A 15,486-nucleotide genomic window follows, 5' to 3' on the forward strand; every position below is an offset into this window, starting at 1 on the left:
AGAGTAAGGATTGGCGAAAATCTGACGCTGTGCAAAGGCAGCGTGAGATGGGACTCGCAAACGTTTGCCTGCGCTGTTAGAATTGCCGCGCTTAATTTTTGCCACCAACCGCAACTCGCGTGGGGATTCCGCAGTGACCGACAAAACCTCTCTCAGCTACAAAGACGCCGGTGTCGATATCGATGCTGGTAACGATCTGGTTGACCGTATTAAAGGCGTAGTGAAAAAAACCCGCCGCCCGGAAGTAATGGGTGGATTGGGCGGATTCGGTGCGCTCTGTGCGCTGCCGCAAAAGTACCGCGAGCCGGTGCTGGTCTCCGGAACTGATGGCGTCGGCACCAAGCTGCGTCTGGCGATGGATCTCAAACGCCACGATAGCATCGGCATCGATCTGGTTGCGATGTGTGTCAACGACCTGATCGTGCAAGGTGCAGAGCCGCTGTTCTTCCTCGATTATTACGCGACCGGCAAGCTGGATGTAGAAACCGCGTCATCGGTCATCACCGGCATCGCCGAAGGCTGCTTGCAGTCGGGCTGTGCGCTGGTGGGCGGCGAAACCGCTGAAATGCCAGGCATGTATCACGGCGAAGATTACGACGTGGCCGGTTTCTGCGTTGGCGTGGTGGAAAAATCAGAAATCATTGACGGTTCGAAAGTGCAGGACGGCGACGTGCTGATTGCGCTGGGTTCCAGCGGCCCGCATTCGAACGGTTACTCGCTGGTGCGCAAAATTCTGGAAGTCAGCCAGACCGATCCAGAAACCAAGCAGCTGGACGGCAAATCACTGGCCGATCACCTGCTGGCACCTACCCGCATTTACGTGAAAAACATCCTTAGCCTGATTGAACAGGTTGATGTGCATGCGATTTCACATCTGACCGGCGGCGGCTTCTGGGAAAATATCCCACGCGTGTTGCCAGACAACACCCAAGCCGTGCTGGAAGAGAGCAGCTGGCAGTGGCCGTCAGTATTTACCTGGATGCAGCAGGCCGGCAACGTCAGCCGTCACGAAATGTACCGCACCTTTAACTGCGGCGTGGGCATGGTGATTGCGCTGAGCCCAGCGGATGCGGATAAAGCGGTACAGCTAATGACCGACGCTGGCGAAAAAGCGTGGAAAATTGGTGTGATTAAAGCCTCTGATGCTGAAGAGCGTGTGGTTATTAACCCATGAAAAAACTGGTTGTGCTGATCTCCGGCAACGGAAGCAATCTTCAGTCCATCCTCGACGCCTGCGCAAGCGGGCGGATTAACGGCAGCGTTGCTGCCGTTTTCAGTAATAAAGCCAGCGCCTATGGTTTGACGCGCGCGCGGGAAGCCCATGTTCCCAGCCACGCGTTAGCCGCCAGCGAGTTTGCCGACCGTGATGCTTTTGATCGCCAGCTGATGCAGGAGATTGATGCTTACGCGCCCGATCTGGTGGTGCTCGCCGGCTATATGCGTATCCTCAGTCCGACCTTCGTCGCGCACTATCACGATCGTTTGGTGAATATCCATCCGTCGCTATTGCCAAAGTATCCGGGTTTGCATACTCATCGTCAGGCGCTGGAAAACGGCGACGAGGAGCATGGCACCTCGGTGCATTTTGTGACTGACGAGCTGGATGGCGGACCGATCGTTTTGCAGGCGCGCGTGCCGGTGTTTGCGGGCGATAGCGAAGATGACATCAGCGCGCGCGTGCAGCATCAGGAACACGCAATTTATCCACTAGTCATCAGCTGGTTTGTTGATGGGCGTTTGCAGATGCGTGCGGGTAAAGCATGGTTGGATGGTGAACCATTGCCGCCGCAGGGTTACGCCCACGACTGATTTCTCTGGTGCGCATAAATGCGCACCCTACGATGTAGGGTCGCCATTCATGGCGACCGTCATTAACCAAACCTTCCCGTAATGTAATCTTCGGTGCGTCGCGCTTTTGGCGAGGTAAAGATGCGATCGGTTTCATCAAATTCCACCAGCTGACCGTTATGCATAAACGCGGTGTAATCCGACACCCGCGCCGCCTGCTGCATGTTGTGCGTCACCAGCACCAGCGTGAAATGCTGCTTCAGCGTGGTCATCAGCTCTTCGATCACCAGGGTTGAAATCGGATCGAGCGCCGACGTCGGCTCATCCAGCAGCAACACCTCGGGTTCAATCGCAATGGCGCGCGCAATCACTAAACGCTGCTGCTGACCGGTCGAGAGCGTTAACGCATTCTGCCCCAGCTGATCCTTCACTTCGCTCCACAGCGCCGCCGCGCGCAGCGCACGTTCGCAGGCTTCATTCAGCACGCGGCGATCGCGCACGCCCTGCAAGCGCAGGCCGTACACCACGTTTTCGTAAATTGATTTGGGGAACGGATTCGGTCGCTGAAACACCATGCCTACGCGGCGACGCAGGGCGGGAAGATCCTGATTCGCCTGCATCACGGCGTAACGATCGAGTAAAATTTCGCCCTCAATGCGACAGCGATCAATCACATCATTCATACGATTAAAACAGCGCAGCAGCGTGGATTTGCCACAGCCGGAAGGACCAATCAGCGCCGTGATACGGTTTTTGGGGATCTGCAGATCAATATTATTTAACGCCTGGCGCTCGCCGTACCACAGCGATAGCTGATTAACGGTAAGAGCAATGTCGTGATCGCGCGTCATCAGAAAACCTTTTTAGTGCGTCATGAGCCGGTAACGCTCACGCAGCCGATGACGCAGCGCCATGGCCAGCAGATTGAGCGACAGAATGATCACCACCAGCAGCAATGCAGTGGCGTAAACCAGCGGTCGATCAGCGTCAATATTTGGGCTTTGGAACGCCAAATCGTAGATCTGAAAACCGAGGTGCATGAATTTGCGATCGAGGTGCAGATAGGGGAATACCGCATCCACCGGCAGCTCTGGCACCATTTTCACCACGCCTACCAGCATCAGCGGCGCGGTTTCTCCGGCTGCGCGCGCCACGGCCAGAATCAGGCCAGTCAGCATTGCCGGTACCGCCAGCGGCAGCACCACGCGCCACAGCGTTTCCGCCTGGGTTGCGCCCAGCGCCAGCGATCCCTGACGCAGATTATCCGGAATACGCGACAATCCTTCTTCGGTCGCGACGATAACCACTGGCAGCGTCAGCAGCGCCAGCGTTAGCGCGGCCCACAGTAAACCTGGCGTGCCGAAGGTGGGATTAGGTAACGCGCTGGCGAAGAACAGCTGATCAATCGTGCCGCCGATTAGCCAGACAAAGAAGCCGAGACCAAACACGCCGTAAACAATGGATGGCACGCCCGCCAGGTTAACCACCGCGATGCGCACCAGGCGCGTCAATGCGTTGCGCCCGGCATACTCATGCAACCAAAGCGCGGCAATAACGCCAAGCGGCATCACAATTATCGACATCAGCAGCACCATCAGCACGGTACCGAAGATCGCCGGAAACGCGCCACTTTCGCCGCCGCCGGAGGTCGGTGAATCGCTGACAAATTGCCAAATCTGACTGAAAAAGTGCAGCATTTTGTTGGTTAATGTCATGGCATTCGGGTACCACGCATCAACAACCTGCGCCAGCGGAAGGGTATGATCAACGCCCTGCACATCACGCAGCACCAGCGTATCGCGCTGACTTTCCTGCTGCAGATGCGTTAACTGCTGGGCCAGCGCGTTAAAGCGGCGCTGTAACGCCGTGCGATTAGCATCAAACTCGGACTGCACTTCGAGGTTGAAAGTGCCGTTACGCTGCTGCTCATCGGCCTGCTGTTGCAGGCTCTCCAGCTGCGCGTTAAGACGCGCCATATCAATGCGGCGAATTTGGCTCGCCTGCCGCAGTTGCTCATGCACCTGCTGCAAACGCTGATGCAGCAAGGCATCGCGGCTGCGTGCGGTCATCACTTCATTATCCTGACGCAGCTCCACCAGCCAGCCGTACGCATTGCCGCCATTACGACGCTGCAGCACTATCACATCAGCAGGTCGACGGGTTTTCGCTGCGCCCTGGCTATACAGCACGCGAAAATCCGGCGCAGCAAAATCGCGGTTGCCGGTTTTCACCACGTAACGCCACTGCGCGCCCTGCTGCTGTTTTTGCAGCGTTTCACCCAGCACCATCACCGCGCTGCCTTCCGGCGGCTGGAACTGATATTGATCGACTGGTTGTGGCCAGAAGGCGCGTACGCCCTGCCAACCCAGCAGACCAATCAGCAAGGTAAACGCCAGTAGACATACCGCGACAGCGCCGGCCGTCAGCCAGCGCCAGCGATCGTTCTGTTGCATCGCTTTCATCCCTGGCCCTCATGCTGGCTGTAACGTTGGCGCAGGCGCTGACGAATCAATTCGGCAATGGTGTTGATCACTAAAGTGAAGATCAGCAGAAGCAAGGCACTGAGGAAAAGAATGCGGTAATGCGCGCTGCCGGCCGCCGCTTCGGGCATTTCAATGGCGATATTGGCGGAGAGCGCACGCAGGCCAGTAAACAGGCCACCTTCGCTCACTGGCGTATTACCGGTGGCCATCAGCACAATCATCGTCTCGCCGACGGCTCGGCCAAAACCAATCATTAAGGCGGCAAAGATACCCGCCGAGGCGCCCGGCAGCACGACGCGCGTCAGGGTTTGCCACGGCGTGGCGCCCAGCGCCAGCGAACCCTGCCCCAGCGCACCCGGTACGCTGAATAACGCATCTTCAGATAAGGTGAATATTAGCGGCACCAGCGCAAAACCCATCGCCAGCGCGGCTACCAGCAGGTTGCGCTGTTCGTAATGCGCTAAGCGTTCACCCATTTCCGGCCAAAACAGCGTTGGCAGCCACAGCGTGAGTAACGTCATGACGAACAGCACCGGCAGCAGCAGAATCACTTCAAAACCCGGACGTCGCCAACTTGCAGGCAAACGCGGACTGAGCACGCCGCATAATAATAACGTGGCGGCGAGTACCAGCGGCAGCAGCAAAACGCCGACCAGCGCGGTGCTGATATGCGGCGCCAGCCAGACGCCGGCGATTAAACCAATCACCACGCTCGGCAGTGCCCCCATCATTTCAATGCCAGGTTTCACCCAACGGCGTAAAGCGGGCGACATGAACCACGCGGTATACATTGCCGCGGCCAACGCCAGCGGCGTAGCAAACAGCAGCGCCAGGCTGGCGGCTTTCAGCGTGCCCAGCACCAGCGGCATCAGGCTGAACTTGGCCTGATAGCTATCTCCCGCCGCCGTGGATTGCCATACCCAGTCGGGCTGCGGATAGTTTTCATACCAGATCTTTTGCCATAGGTTGCGCCAGGTGAAGTCTGGCCACGGATTATCCAGCGCAAACTGTTGCCATTGCCCGGCTCGCTCAATGATTAAGCCATCACCACGCGGCGAGAACGCCAGCGCCTGAATGCCCGGTGCCAGCTGACGCGTTAATATCGCGCCCAGCTGCTTGCTGGCGAACAGCTGAATGTTGCCCTGTGCGTCATAAGTGGCAAAGACACGACGCTGCGCTTCAGGCGCAACGCCGAGCGCATTCTGGCTGCCGTTGAAAGTATGAATCGCCTGCAGGCGCGGCCCTTTATCACCCGCAATCGCAAACCATTGTTGCACGCCACGCGCATCCTGAATCAGCAAGCTACGACCGCCCGCCAGCATATGCAGGCTCTGCGGCGGCAGATTAAGGGTTTGGGTTTCGCGCAGCTGCGCAGCCTGCGCGGTGATTTGCCAAACGCGCAGCAAACGTCCGCTGCTGGCGTACAGCAGCGTGCCATCTGGCGATAGCAGCAGATGCTCAGCCTGCTGCTGCGGCAAAAGAATCTGTTGTACTGGTTTTTGATTTTCCAGCGTTAACAGAGTGATGCCCGCGGCGGTTTGCGCGGCGATAAGCCAGCGATTATCGCTGAGCGACGTCAACGCCATGTTGCTGACCGGCCCCTGAGGGAGATGCAGCGGCCGATCGCCAAGTGGGAAACGCCATTCGCCGCTGTCGTTGTTGATAACCGGTTGCATTAACAGCAGTTCGCCCTGCATATTGAGCAGCACGCTGCGGTTATCGCTGCTGGTGACCGCCGCATTAGGCGTGCCATTAAGCGCCAGCGCCGGTCCGGCCGGCTGGCCATCGAGCGGAATAAAACGTGCTTCGTTGCGGCTAATGCGCCAGCCCAGATGGCCATCGCTGCCCATCGCCAGCGTCGGGGCTTTATCCCAGAGCTGGATGTTGGTGGTGGCGTGCATGCCCGGTGCGCTGAACAACGGCACTACCACCCAGATCAACCAAAAGAACAGCAGCAGCATCAACAGCAAAATTCCCACGCCACAGGCAGTGACTACGCGGCGCACAAAAGTATCAGTGGCGCGTCGACGACGGTCGCTAAAGTGGACAGGAATACGATTTATGCTCATGCAGGCCAGGTTACCGGTGGAAACAAGTCGCTATGTTGCCCGTAGCTGATTGATAAGACAACCTTTGACGTTGGACAAGCCTGCCATACTCTCGCCATAATGGTGACGGACACTGAGCGGTACCGCATTTTTGCGCTTTTTCCGCCGGACATTCCGTCCAGCATCAGCATCTCGGAGTCAGAATGGGTCAGGATAAGCTGTATATAGAAAAAGAATTAAGCTGGTTAAGCTTTAATGAACGCGTATTGCAGGAAGCCTCGGACAAAAGTAATCCGCTGATTGAGCGGATGCGCTTCCTGGGAATCTATTCCAATAACCTTGAAGAGTTCTACAAAGTTCGCTTTGCCGATCTCAAGCGGCGAATTTTGATCAGTGAAGAGCAAGGCAAGCCCACTTCCCTGCGTCATTTATTAAAAAAAATTCAGCTGCGCGTGCAGAAATCGGATCAAGAGTTTGATGCACTCTACAACGATCTGCTACTGGAGATGGCGCGTAATCAGATCTTCCTGATCAACGAACGCCAGCTGTCACCGAATCAGCAAGAGTGGCTGCGCTACTACTTCAAACATCAATTACGCCAGCACGTTACGCCAATTCTGATCAACCATGACACCGACCTGATCGAATTCCTGAAAGACGATTACACTTATCTGGCGGTCGAGATCATTCGCGGCGACGATGTGCGTTATGCGCTGCTGGAGATCCCGTCGGATAAAGTGCCGCGCTTTATTAACTTGCCGGCTGAATCGCCACGCCGTCGCAAACCGATGATTCTGCTGGATAACATTCTGCGCTATTGCCTGGATGAAATTTTTAAAGGCTTCTTCGATTACGATACGCTGAATGCCTATTCAATGAAGATGACGCGCGATGCCGAGTACGATCTAGTGACGGAGATGGAATCTAGCCTGCTGGAGCTGATGTCATCGAGCCTGAAGCAGCGTCTTAATGCCGAGCCAGTGCGCTTCGTTTATCAGCGCGATATGCCGGATGCGATGGTAGAAATGCTGCGCCATAAGCTGTCGATTTCAAACTATGATTCGATTGTGCCCGGCGGCCGTTATCATAACTTCAAAGATTTCATCGGCTTCCCGAACGTCGGTAAAAGTAATCTGGAAAACCGCCCACTGCCGCAGATTCGCCACATTGGCTTCGATGGCTTCCGCAACGGCTTCGATGCCATCCGCAATCGCGATGTGCTGCTCTATTATCCGTATCACACCTTTGAGCACGTGCTGGAGCTGCTGCGCCAGGCTTCGTTCGACCCGAACGTGCTGGCCATTAAGATCAACATTTACCGCGTGGCGAAGAACTCGCGCATCATGGATGCGATGATTCACGCCGCCTACAACGGCAAGAAAGTGACGGTGGTGGTTGAACTGCAGGCGCGCTTCGATGAAGAAGCCAATATTCGCTGGGCAAAACGCCTCACCGAAGCCGGCGTGCACGTCATTTTCTCTGCGCCAGGTCTGAAAATTCACGCCAAACTGTTCCTGATATCACGCCGCGAAGGGGAAGAGGTGGTGCGTTACGCGCATATCGGCACCGGGAATTTCAACGAAAAAACCGCACGCATTTATACTGACTATTCATTGCTGACCGCCGATGCGCGCATTACCAATGAAGTACGTCGCGTATTTAACTTTATTGAAAACCCGTATCGCCCGGTCACCTTCGAGCACCTGCTGGTGTCGCCGCAGAACTCGCGTGACGTGCTGTATAAGCTGATTGACGCGGAAATCGCCAATGCGCAGCAGGGGAATCCTTCGGGCATTACGCTGAAAATCAATAACCTGGTAGATAATGGTTTGGTTGATCGGCTATATGCAGCATCATCAGCGGGTGTAAAAGTGAATCTGCTGGTGCGCGGCATGTGTTCCCTGATTCCGGATTTACCGGGCATTAGTGAAAATATTCGTATTACCAGTATTGTTGACCGCTATCTCGAGCACGACCGCGTCTATATTTTTGAGAATGGCGGCGAGAAAAAGGTGTTCCTCTCTTCCGCGGACTGGATGACGCGTAACATTGATCACCGCATTGAAGTGGCTGTGGCGATTCTTGATCCACGCGTGAAGCAGCGCATACTGGACATCATTGCCATTCTGTTTAGCGATACGGTGAAAGCCCGCATCGTCGATAAAGAGCTGAGTAACCGTTATGTGCCGCGTGGCAACCGTAAAAAAGTCCGCTCGCAGCTGGCCATTTACGACTACATCAAGAAACTGGAACAACCCGAATAACGCCTATGCCAATCTCACATAAAAGTACGCCGAAACCTCAGGAGTTCGCGGCAATCGACCTCGGCTCGAACAGCTTCCATATGGTCATTGCCCGCGTGGTGGATGGCGCTTTGCAAGTGCTGGGCCGCCTGAAACAACGCGTACATCTGGCCGATGGGCTGGATGCACAAAATCGCCTAAGCGAAGAGGCGATTGAACGCGGGCTGAGCTGTCTGGCGTTGTTCGCTGAACGTTTGCAGGGCTTCAGCCCGGCCAACGTCACCATCGTCGGCACGCACACGCTACGTATCGCCAGCAATGCAGAAGAGTTCTTGCAGCGCGCTGCCGAAGTGATCCCCTACCCTATCGAGGTCATTTCCGGCAATGAAGAAGCACGTCTGATTTTCATGGGCGTGGAGCATACGCAGCCGGAAAAAGGCCGCAAGCTGGTGATTGATATCGGCGGCGGCTCAACGGAACTGGTCATTGGTGAAGATTTTGAGCCACAGCTGGTGGAAAGCCGCCGCATGGGCTGCGTCAGCTTCGCCAATCTCTATTTCCCAAAAGGAGAAATCTCAGCGGAGAACTTCCGCCGTGCGCGCCTGTCCGCTGCGCAGAAGCTGGAAACCATGGCGTGGCAATATCGTCTGCATGGCTGGCAATACGCGCTGGGCGCGTCGGGCTCGATTAAAGCCGCCTGTGAAGTGCTGCTGGCGATGGGCGAAAAAGAGAAGCTGATTACCCCGGAAACGCTGGAGCTGCTCACCAGCGAAGTGCTGAAGCATAAATCTTTTAACGCCCTGAGCCTGCCGGGATTATCGGAAGAGCGTAAAGCGGTGTTCGTGCCGGGCTTAGCAATTTTGTGTGGCGTGTTTGATGCGTTAGCGATTCGCGAGCTGCGTCTCTCTGATGGCGCGTTGCGCGAAGGCGTGCTGTATGAGATGGAAGGACGTTTCCGCCATCAGGATATTCGTAGTCGCACTGCGCAGAGCCTGGCAAATCACTATGCGATTGATAGCGACCAGGCGCGTCGCGTGCTGGAAACCACCGAGCAGCTCTATCTGCAGTGGCAGGAACAGAATCCGAAGCATGCTAATCCGCAGCTGTCAGCGCTGCTGAAATGGGCGGCGCTATTGCATGAAGTGGGACTAACCATCAATCACAGCGGCATGCAGCGCCATTCGGCCTATATCCTGCAAAACTCAAATATGCCGGGTTTTAATCAGGATCAACAGATGCTGCTGGCCACGCTGGTACGCTTCCATCGCAAAGCGGTGAAGCAGGATGAGATGCCACGCTTCACCTTGTTTAAAAAGAAACAGTTTCTACCGATGGTCTTCCTGCTGCGCCTCGGCACGCTGCTGAATAACCAGCGCCAGGCAACCACCAAACCGGATTCGCTCAAATTGAGCACGGACGATGGTCATTGGACGCTCACCTTCCCGGCGGGCTTCATGAGCCAGAACACGCTGGTGCAGCTGGATCTGGAGCGTGAGCAAGCCTACTGGAATGATGTCACCGGTTGGAAACTGATGCTGGAAGAGGAGTAAAACGGGCTGCTGGCCCGTCGTATCACCATGACAACACGCCCCGATAACTATTTCGCTGAAAAGTACGGTCTGACGCCGACGCATTCTGAAGTCCTGGCGGCCCTTCCCCACCTTGAAGTGGGGAAAGCGCTGGATTTAGGCTGTGGCCAGGGCCGAAATAGCCTTTTCCTCAATCAGCATGGCTTTGAAGTCACGGCCTGGGACAGCAATCCGACGAGCCTCGATCGCCTGAACAGCATCATCGCTGAAGAGAATCTGCAGAATATTCACACCGAATTGTGCGACCTCAATAGCGTACGGTTTAACGGTGACTATCAGTTTGTACTTTCGACTGTGGTGATGATGTTCCTGCAGCCGTCCACCATCCCACAGCTGATTGCCGATATGCAGGCCAGCACGCGCAAGTACGGCTACAACCTGATTGTGGTGGCGATGAACACCGATGATTATCCTAATACGCAGAACTTTCCGTTCGCCTTTAAATCCGGCGAACTGAGCCATTACTACCGTAACTGGCACATCGTGAAGTACAACGAAGATGTTGGTGAACTGCATCGGCGTGATGAAAACGGTAATCGCATTAAAACCCGTTTTGCCACCTTGCTGGCGCAGAAAGCCAGCTACTGATACAACGGCCGCCGCGCGCGGCCGTTTTTTTGTCTGACTTCGATCAACACTTTGCCCCTTTCTTGCTCATTTTTCACACAGCGATTGATTTAGCGATGAAGGTATGACTAAATGTTGCCTCCGCCCTGATGGGTAATTACAGGAACCACCCCGCGTGAATAGCGCTATATCTCCACGAAGACGTCCCAAAACCAGCACCATGAGCCGCATTATTTTGCTGATCAGCTTCTTTATTTTGATTGGCCGCCTGCTTTTCATCATTCCCGGTGCCATTGAGCATCATCAGCAAAAGAAAGCCATTCCTGAGCCGGTCACGCTAAGCACCAGCGATTCCCGTTAAATTCGCTGCGGGTGCCGATCGCTTCTCGACATTGTTCTTTGAGACAATGCTGCTTTTTACGCTCTGTTACCCGCAACGCGCTACACTGTGAGCTGACTTTACAGACACAAGGAACGCGTTATGTCTGCTGTGCATTCGCAAAAATTAGCTGAAACCCGTCACCATATTCTTACTCTGCTGCTTAATGAGCATGATCTAGTCGATGTGCTGCTGGATAAATCCGTCGATCTTAATGCTGCCGAGCTGCGCAACATCACCGATTGGCGCCAGCAGCTAGAAGATGAACTTCAGCAGCTGCACGCTGCGGATTTAGCCGATATCCTTGAAGCCTTACCTGAAGAGGAACGTCAGGCGCTATGGCGCTTAGTTCCCACAGAACAGCGCGGCCGCGTGCTGGTTGAAGCTTCGGAAACCGTTTGGGCCAGCCTGACGGAAGAAATGTCTGATCGCGATATTCTGCATGCCATTGAGCCGCTGGATATCGACGATCAGGTATATCTGGCGCGCTATTTGCCGCGTGATTTAACCGGCCGTCTGCTTACTACGCTGGAACCGAGTTTGCGTGCGCGTCTGCTGAGCGTGATAGAGCTGGATCGCGATCGCGTTGGCCAGATCATGGATTTCAACATCCTGACGGTGCGATCGGACGTCACTCTGGCCACGGTGCAGCGCTATCTGCGTAAAGGCAAAAAGATGCCGGACGGCACAGATAAGATCTTCATTACTGATGAACAAAACCAACTGCTGGGTGAGTTAACCCTCACCGATATTCTGCTGAACAAACCAAAGATGTTAGTTGCCGAGGTGATGAACTCACATCCCACTACCTTCCAGCTCAACGATAAAGCCGAAGACGCTGCCAGTGCGTTCGAACGTTATAACCTGATCTCCGCCGCCGTTACCGATGCGCAAGGCAAGCTTATTGGTCGTATCACCATCGAAGACGTGGTTGATTTGGTCAATGAAGAGAATGAAAGCAACATTCGTAAAATGGGCGGTATCAGCCAGGGCGAAGATGTGTTTGCGCCGGTGCGTAAAGCGGTTGGTAAACGGTGGGCCTGGCTGGCGGTAAACCTGTGCACCGCGTTTGTTGCGTCCCGCGTGATTGGCCTGTTTGAAGCGACGATTTCACAGCTGGTGGCCTTGGCCGCACTGATGCCGATCGTTGCGGGCATCGGCGGCAATACCGGCAATCAAACCATCACCATGATTGTGCGTGCGCTAGCGCTGCACCAGGTGGAACCGGGTAACTTCTCGTTTCTGATTATGCGTGAACTCGGCGTGGCGCTAATTAATGGCCTGTTCTGGGGCGGTATTATGGGCGGCGTCACCTGGCTGATGTACGACAATCTGCAATTGGGCGGCGTGATGATGCTGGCGATGGTGCTCAATCTGCTGCTGGCCGCGCTGATGGGCGTGCTGATTCCGTTAATCATGACTAAGATGAAACGCGATCCTGCCGTTGGCTCCAGCGTACTGATTACGGCAATCACCGACACCGGCGGGTTCTTTATTTTCCTCGGTCTGGCGACGGTGTTTTTGCTGCATCACTAAGGCACAAAATCAAGCGCACAGCCAGTGAAGTACATATAAACTCTGTAAATATCACTGACCTGATGGAGAAAAAGCATGTTTAAGGTAGATGATTTTGTACAGTCGAAGACCGGTGGCCCAAAGATGCAGGTGCTGCGCGTGGAAGGCGATATGCTGTGGTGCGCACGCGTTGACGATCACATTAAGCGAGAAATTGAACTCAAAGCCGATACCGTGAATCTGTATCACGAAGATGGCGATTTCGGCGTCTGCTAAAAGAGCGGCCCCATTTCGGGGCCGCTTTTACGGATTGTCGCGCTGCACGTTATTTTGACCGATACCGCCGATAAACGGCAGACGCAGCCTGAATGGGGTGAAATCCAGTCCCATATTCAGACCCAGCACATTCACCTCTAATCCCTCTTCCGCTCCCACCGTTACGCCAAGCACACCGAGTACAGAGAGCTGTACGCCGCGTCCTGAAGGCGGTAACCCCACCGGATTCAACAGTGAGCGATAATCCTTGCCGAGCGCATTGGCTGGCAGATCTAGTTTCAGCGCGGGCACTTCACGGCCAATATGCGCCATAAAGGTATTGCTGTTGGGCCCCGGCCAGGCGTGATAGGTAGTTGGCCATGGATACGATTTAATCGCCGCTTCGATCTGCGGAATCATCGCCTGTGCCGCGCTGCCGCGATGATCTACCAGCAGACGTGGCTTGGCACCGTACCAATAGCCATCCGGCAGATTACTGTTACGCCGCACTTTATCGCCGCTGCCCCAGCTGATGACTTCATAGCGATTGTAGTGGGTCTCCCCGGCGCGCTTGAAGATAATCCACGGATGCACCGCCACTGCGCCCTTCCAGCCATACGTAGGCGCGGCATAGACCTGTACGATAGCTTCGGATGCGTAACGCTGGGGATCGGGTGCGATACCGGCAGAATCGCGTCGGGCGGACGCCCAGCCGCCGCGTTCCGACGTTAACTCACCACCACGCGTTGCCTGCGCCAGACTGGCGCCTAATGAGAGCAAGATGATGCATAGAAAAGAGATCAGTACGGCTTTGAAAGGCAACATCGACGGCATCCTGATGAGTAATAATCACGCGCTATAGTGCAACGAAAGGGGCGAGTTTGTATTCACGAACTATGCGATTGAACTTTATTGAATGAACGCCCTATTACTAACCAAAATACAAATATAAAAAAGCCCGCAGTTAAGCGGGCTTCGTTTTTACGCATGACTCAGAGTCGGATTTATTCCCATTCAATCGTCGCAGGTGGTTTACCCGAAATATCATAAACCACGCGGGAGATGCCGTTCACTTCGTTGATTATGCGGTTGGAGACGCGGCCGAGGAAATCGTACGGCAGGTGCGCCCAGTGCGCGGTCATGAAGTCGATGGTCTCCACTGCGCGCAGGGATACCACCCAATCATATTTACGACCGTCGCCCATCACGCCCACAGAACGTACCGGCAGGAACACGGTGAAGGCCTGGCTGACCTTGTTGTACAGATCGGCTTTGTGCAGCTCTTCAATGAAGATAGCATCGGCACGGCGCAGCAGATCGCAATACTCTTTCTTCACTTCGCCCAACACGCGTACGCCTAAACCTGGGCCCGGGAACGGGTGGCGATACAGCATGTCGTACGGCAGGCCGAGTTCCAGACCAATTTTGCGCACTTCGTCTTTGAACAGCTCTTTCAGCGGCTCAACCAGCCCCATCTTCATCTCTTTCGGCAGACCGCCCACGTTGTGGTGCGACTTGATCACGTGCGCTTTGCCGGTCGCTGAAGCGGCAGATTCAATCACGTCAGGATAGATGGTGCCCTGCGCCAGCCATTTCACGTCTTCCAGACGCAGCGCTTGCTCGTCGAAAACTTCAACGAAGACACGGCCGATGATTTTACGTTTGGCTTCCGGATCGTTCTCGCCAGCCAGCGCATCAAGGAAACGCGCCTCAGCCGCAACGTGTACGATGTTCAAACCAAAGTGGTCGCCAAACATCTCCAGAACCTGCTCAGCTTCATTCAGACGCAGCAGACCGTTGTCCACGAACACGCAGGTCAGACGATCGCCGATGGCGCGGTGCAGCAGCATCGCGGTCACCGAAGAGTCAACGCCGCCTGACAGGCCAAGGATCACTTTATCGTTACCCACCTGCTGACGAATACGCTCAACCGCATCTTCGATGATTTTGGCTGGCGTCCACAGCGCTTCACAGCCGCAGATGTCACGAATGAAACGCTCCAGCATACGCAAGCCCTGACGCGTGTGCGTCACTTCCGGGTGGAACTGCACGCCGTAGAATTTCTTCTCTTCATTCGCCATGATGGCAAACGGACAAGTTTCGGTGCTGGCAACGGTTTCGAAACCGGCGGGAATAGCGGTAACTTTATCGCCATGGCTCATCCACACGTCCAGCAGCGGTTTACCTGCCGCGCTAATCGCATCTTCAATGTCACGCACCAGCGCGCTCTGGGTCAGCACTTCTACCTGCGCATAACCAAATTCACGCTCGTTGGAGCCTTCAACCTTGCCGCCCAACTGCATCGCCATGGTCTGCATGCCATAGCAAACACCCAGCACTGGAACGCCAGCGTTGAACACATATTCCGGCGCACGCGGGCTGTTCTGCTCGGTGGTGCTTTCCGGACCGCCAGAAAGAATGATGCCGTTTGGGTTGAACTGGCGAATTTGCTCTTCGGTGACATCCCACGCCCAGAGCTCGCAGTAGACGCCCAGCTCGCGCACGCGGCGCGCAACCAGTTGCGTGTACTGAGAACCAAAATCGAGGATCAAAATACGATGTTTATGAATATTTTCAGTCGTCATTGAGGCGTTTCCATTGGGATGGACTTAATAATAA

13 protein-coding genes are annotated in these 15,486 nt (G+C 55.1%); 8 read left to right on the forward strand and 5 right to left on the reverse strand.

Going from position 1 to position 15,486, the window contains the following annotated elements; all coding sequences use genetic code 11:
• Nucleotides 1-133 precede the first annotated feature (133 nt).
• Nucleotides 134-1,174, forward strand: a complete 1,041-nt coding sequence (gene purM / locus ACIP6T_RS10470; protein WP_345828754.1) for a phosphoribosylformylglycinamidine cyclo-ligase — start codon at nucleotides 134-136, stop codon at nucleotides 1,172-1,174.
• Nucleotides 1,171-1,809, forward strand: coding sequence for a phosphoribosylglycinamide formyltransferase (gene purN / locus ACIP6T_RS10475; RefSeq protein WP_400456788.1), 639 nt, complete (start codon nucleotides 1,171-1,173; stop codon nucleotides 1,807-1,809). Before purM ends, purN begins: the two co-directional genes overlap by 4 nt.
• A gap of 62 nt (nucleotides 1,810-1,871) precedes the next feature.
• Here purN and pstB read toward each other — a convergent pair whose 3' ends face one another.
• The 3 genes from pstB to ACIP6T_RS10490 are packed head-to-tail and all read right to left on the reverse strand — an operon-like array spanning nucleotide 1,872 to nucleotide 6,340.
• Complete coding sequence (pstB, locus tag ACIP6T_RS10480) at nucleotides 1,872-2,639, reverse strand: phosphate ABC transporter ATP-binding protein PstB (RefSeq protein WP_400456790.1); 768 nt, start codon at nucleotides 2,637-2,639, stop codon at nucleotides 1,872-1,874.
• A 12-nt stretch (nucleotides 2,640-2,651) separates the two neighbouring features.
• Nucleotides 2,652-4,250, reverse strand: coding sequence for a phosphate ABC transporter permease PstA (gene pstA / locus ACIP6T_RS10485; RefSeq protein ID WP_400456792.1), 1,599 nt, complete (start codon nucleotides 4,248-4,250; stop codon nucleotides 2,652-2,654).
• Nucleotides 4,247-6,340, reverse strand: coding sequence for an ABC transporter permease subunit (locus ACIP6T_RS10490; protein WP_097096447.1), 2,094 nt, complete (start codon nucleotides 6,338-6,340; stop codon nucleotides 4,247-4,249). Before ACIP6T_RS10490 ends, pstA begins: the two co-directional genes overlap by 4 nt.
• Nucleotides 6,341-6,522: 182 nt before the next feature.
• Here ACIP6T_RS10490 and ppk1 point away from each other — a divergent pair, with 182 nt between their 5' ends.
• The 6 genes from ppk1 to ACIP6T_RS10520 all read left to right on the forward strand — a co-directional run bounded on the left by ppk1 (nucleotide 6,523) and on the right by ACIP6T_RS10520 (nucleotide 12,888).
• Nucleotides 6,523-8,583, forward strand: a complete 2,061-nt coding sequence (ppk1, locus tag ACIP6T_RS10495; RefSeq protein ID WP_097096446.1) for a polyphosphate kinase 1 — start codon at nucleotides 6,523-6,525, stop codon at nucleotides 8,581-8,583.
• Between the two features lie 5 nt (nucleotides 8,584-8,588).
• Complete coding sequence (gene ppx, locus ACIP6T_RS10500) at nucleotides 8,589-10,112, forward strand: exopolyphosphatase (protein WP_097096445.1); 1,524 nt, start codon at nucleotides 8,589-8,591, stop codon at nucleotides 10,110-10,112.
• Between the two features lie 27 nt (nucleotides 10,113-10,139).
• Nucleotides 10,140-10,739, forward strand: a complete 600-nt coding sequence (tehB, locus tag ACIP6T_RS10505) for a tellurite resistance methyltransferase TehB (RefSeq protein WP_400456795.1) — start codon at nucleotides 10,140-10,142, stop codon at nucleotides 10,737-10,739.
• A gap of 154 nt (nucleotides 10,740-10,893) precedes the next feature.
• Complete coding sequence (locus tag ACIP6T_RS10510) at nucleotides 10,894-11,079, forward strand: YfgG family protein (RefSeq protein WP_097096443.1); 186 nt, start codon at nucleotides 10,894-10,896, stop codon at nucleotides 11,077-11,079.
• Between the two features lie 120 nt (nucleotides 11,080-11,199).
• The gene (gene mgtE / locus ACIP6T_RS10515; RefSeq protein ID WP_400456798.1) at nucleotides 11,200-12,633 is read left to right on the forward strand and encodes a magnesium transporter; all 1,434 of its coding nucleotides are present in this window, start codon (nucleotides 11,200-11,202) and stop codon (nucleotides 12,631-12,633) included.
• Nucleotides 12,634-12,708: 75 nt separating this feature from the next.
• Nucleotides 12,709-12,888 (forward strand): DUF2158 domain-containing protein, encoded by a 180-nt coding sequence (locus ACIP6T_RS10520; RefSeq protein ID WP_097096441.1) that lies wholly within the window; start codon nucleotides 12,709-12,711, stop codon nucleotides 12,886-12,888.
• Nucleotides 12,889-12,915: 27 nt separating this feature from the next.
• Here the strand turns inward: ACIP6T_RS10520 and ACIP6T_RS10525 are convergent, their stop codons facing one another.
• Nucleotides 12,916-13,692, reverse strand: coding sequence for a DUF3750 domain-containing protein (locus ACIP6T_RS10525; RefSeq protein ID WP_400456800.1), 777 nt, complete (start codon nucleotides 13,690-13,692; stop codon nucleotides 12,916-12,918).
• A gap of 179 nt (nucleotides 13,693-13,871) precedes the next feature.
• The gene (gene guaA / locus ACIP6T_RS10530) at nucleotides 13,872-15,452 is read right to left on the reverse strand and encodes a glutamine-hydrolyzing GMP synthase (RefSeq protein ID WP_097096439.1); all 1,581 of its coding nucleotides are present in this window, start codon (nucleotides 15,450-15,452) and stop codon (nucleotides 13,872-13,874) included.
• Nucleotides 15,453-15,486 lie beyond the last annotated feature (34 nt).

The sequence above is a fragment of the Pantoea sp. NPDC088449 genome (assembly GCF_044753225.1).
In the GTDB taxonomy this organism is placed as follows: domain Bacteria; phylum Pseudomonadota; class Gammaproteobacteria; order Enterobacterales; family Enterobacteriaceae; genus Pantoea; species Pantoea floridensis.

What these genes read in the sequence shown, in the direction of transcription:
- purN (WP_400456788.1), top strand. Translation starts at nt 1,171, where the DNA reads ATGAAAAAACTGGTTGTGCTGATCTCCGGCAACGGAAGCAATCTTCAG.
- pstB (WP_400456790.1), bottom strand. Translation starts at nt 2,639, where the DNA reads ATGACGCGCGATCACGACATTGCTCTTACCGTTAATCAGCTATCGCTG.
- pstA (WP_400456792.1), bottom strand. Translation starts at nt 4,250, where the DNA reads ATGAAAGCGATGCAACAGAACGATCGCTGGCGCTGGCTGACGGCCGGC.
- ACIP6T_RS10490 (WP_097096447.1), bottom strand. Translation starts at nt 6,340, where the DNA reads ATGAGCATAAATCGTATTCCTGTCCACTTTAGCGACCGTCGTCGACGC.
- ppk1 (WP_097096446.1), top strand. Translation starts at nt 6,523, where the DNA reads ATGGGTCAGGATAAGCTGTATATAGAAAAAGAATTAAGCTGGTTAAGC.
- ppx (WP_097096445.1), top strand. Translation starts at nt 8,589, where the DNA reads ATGCCAATCTCACATAAAAGTACGCCGAAACCTCAGGAGTTCGCGGCA.
- tehB (WP_400456795.1), top strand. Translation starts at nt 10,140, where the DNA reads ATGACAACACGCCCCGATAACTATTTCGCTGAAAAGTACGGTCTGACG.
- mgtE (WP_400456798.1), top strand. Translation starts at nt 11,200, where the DNA reads ATGTCTGCTGTGCATTCGCAAAAATTAGCTGAAACCCGTCACCATATT.
- ACIP6T_RS10520 (WP_097096441.1), top strand. Translation starts at nt 12,709, where the DNA reads ATGTTTAAGGTAGATGATTTTGTACAGTCGAAGACCGGTGGCCCAAAG.
- ACIP6T_RS10525 (WP_400456800.1), bottom strand. Translation starts at nt 13,692, where the DNA reads ATGTTGCCTTTCAAAGCCGTACTGATCTCTTTTCTATGCATCATCTTG.
- guaA (WP_097096439.1), bottom strand. Translation starts at nt 15,452, where the DNA reads ATGACGACTGAAAATATTCATAAACATCGTATTTTGATCCTCGATTTT.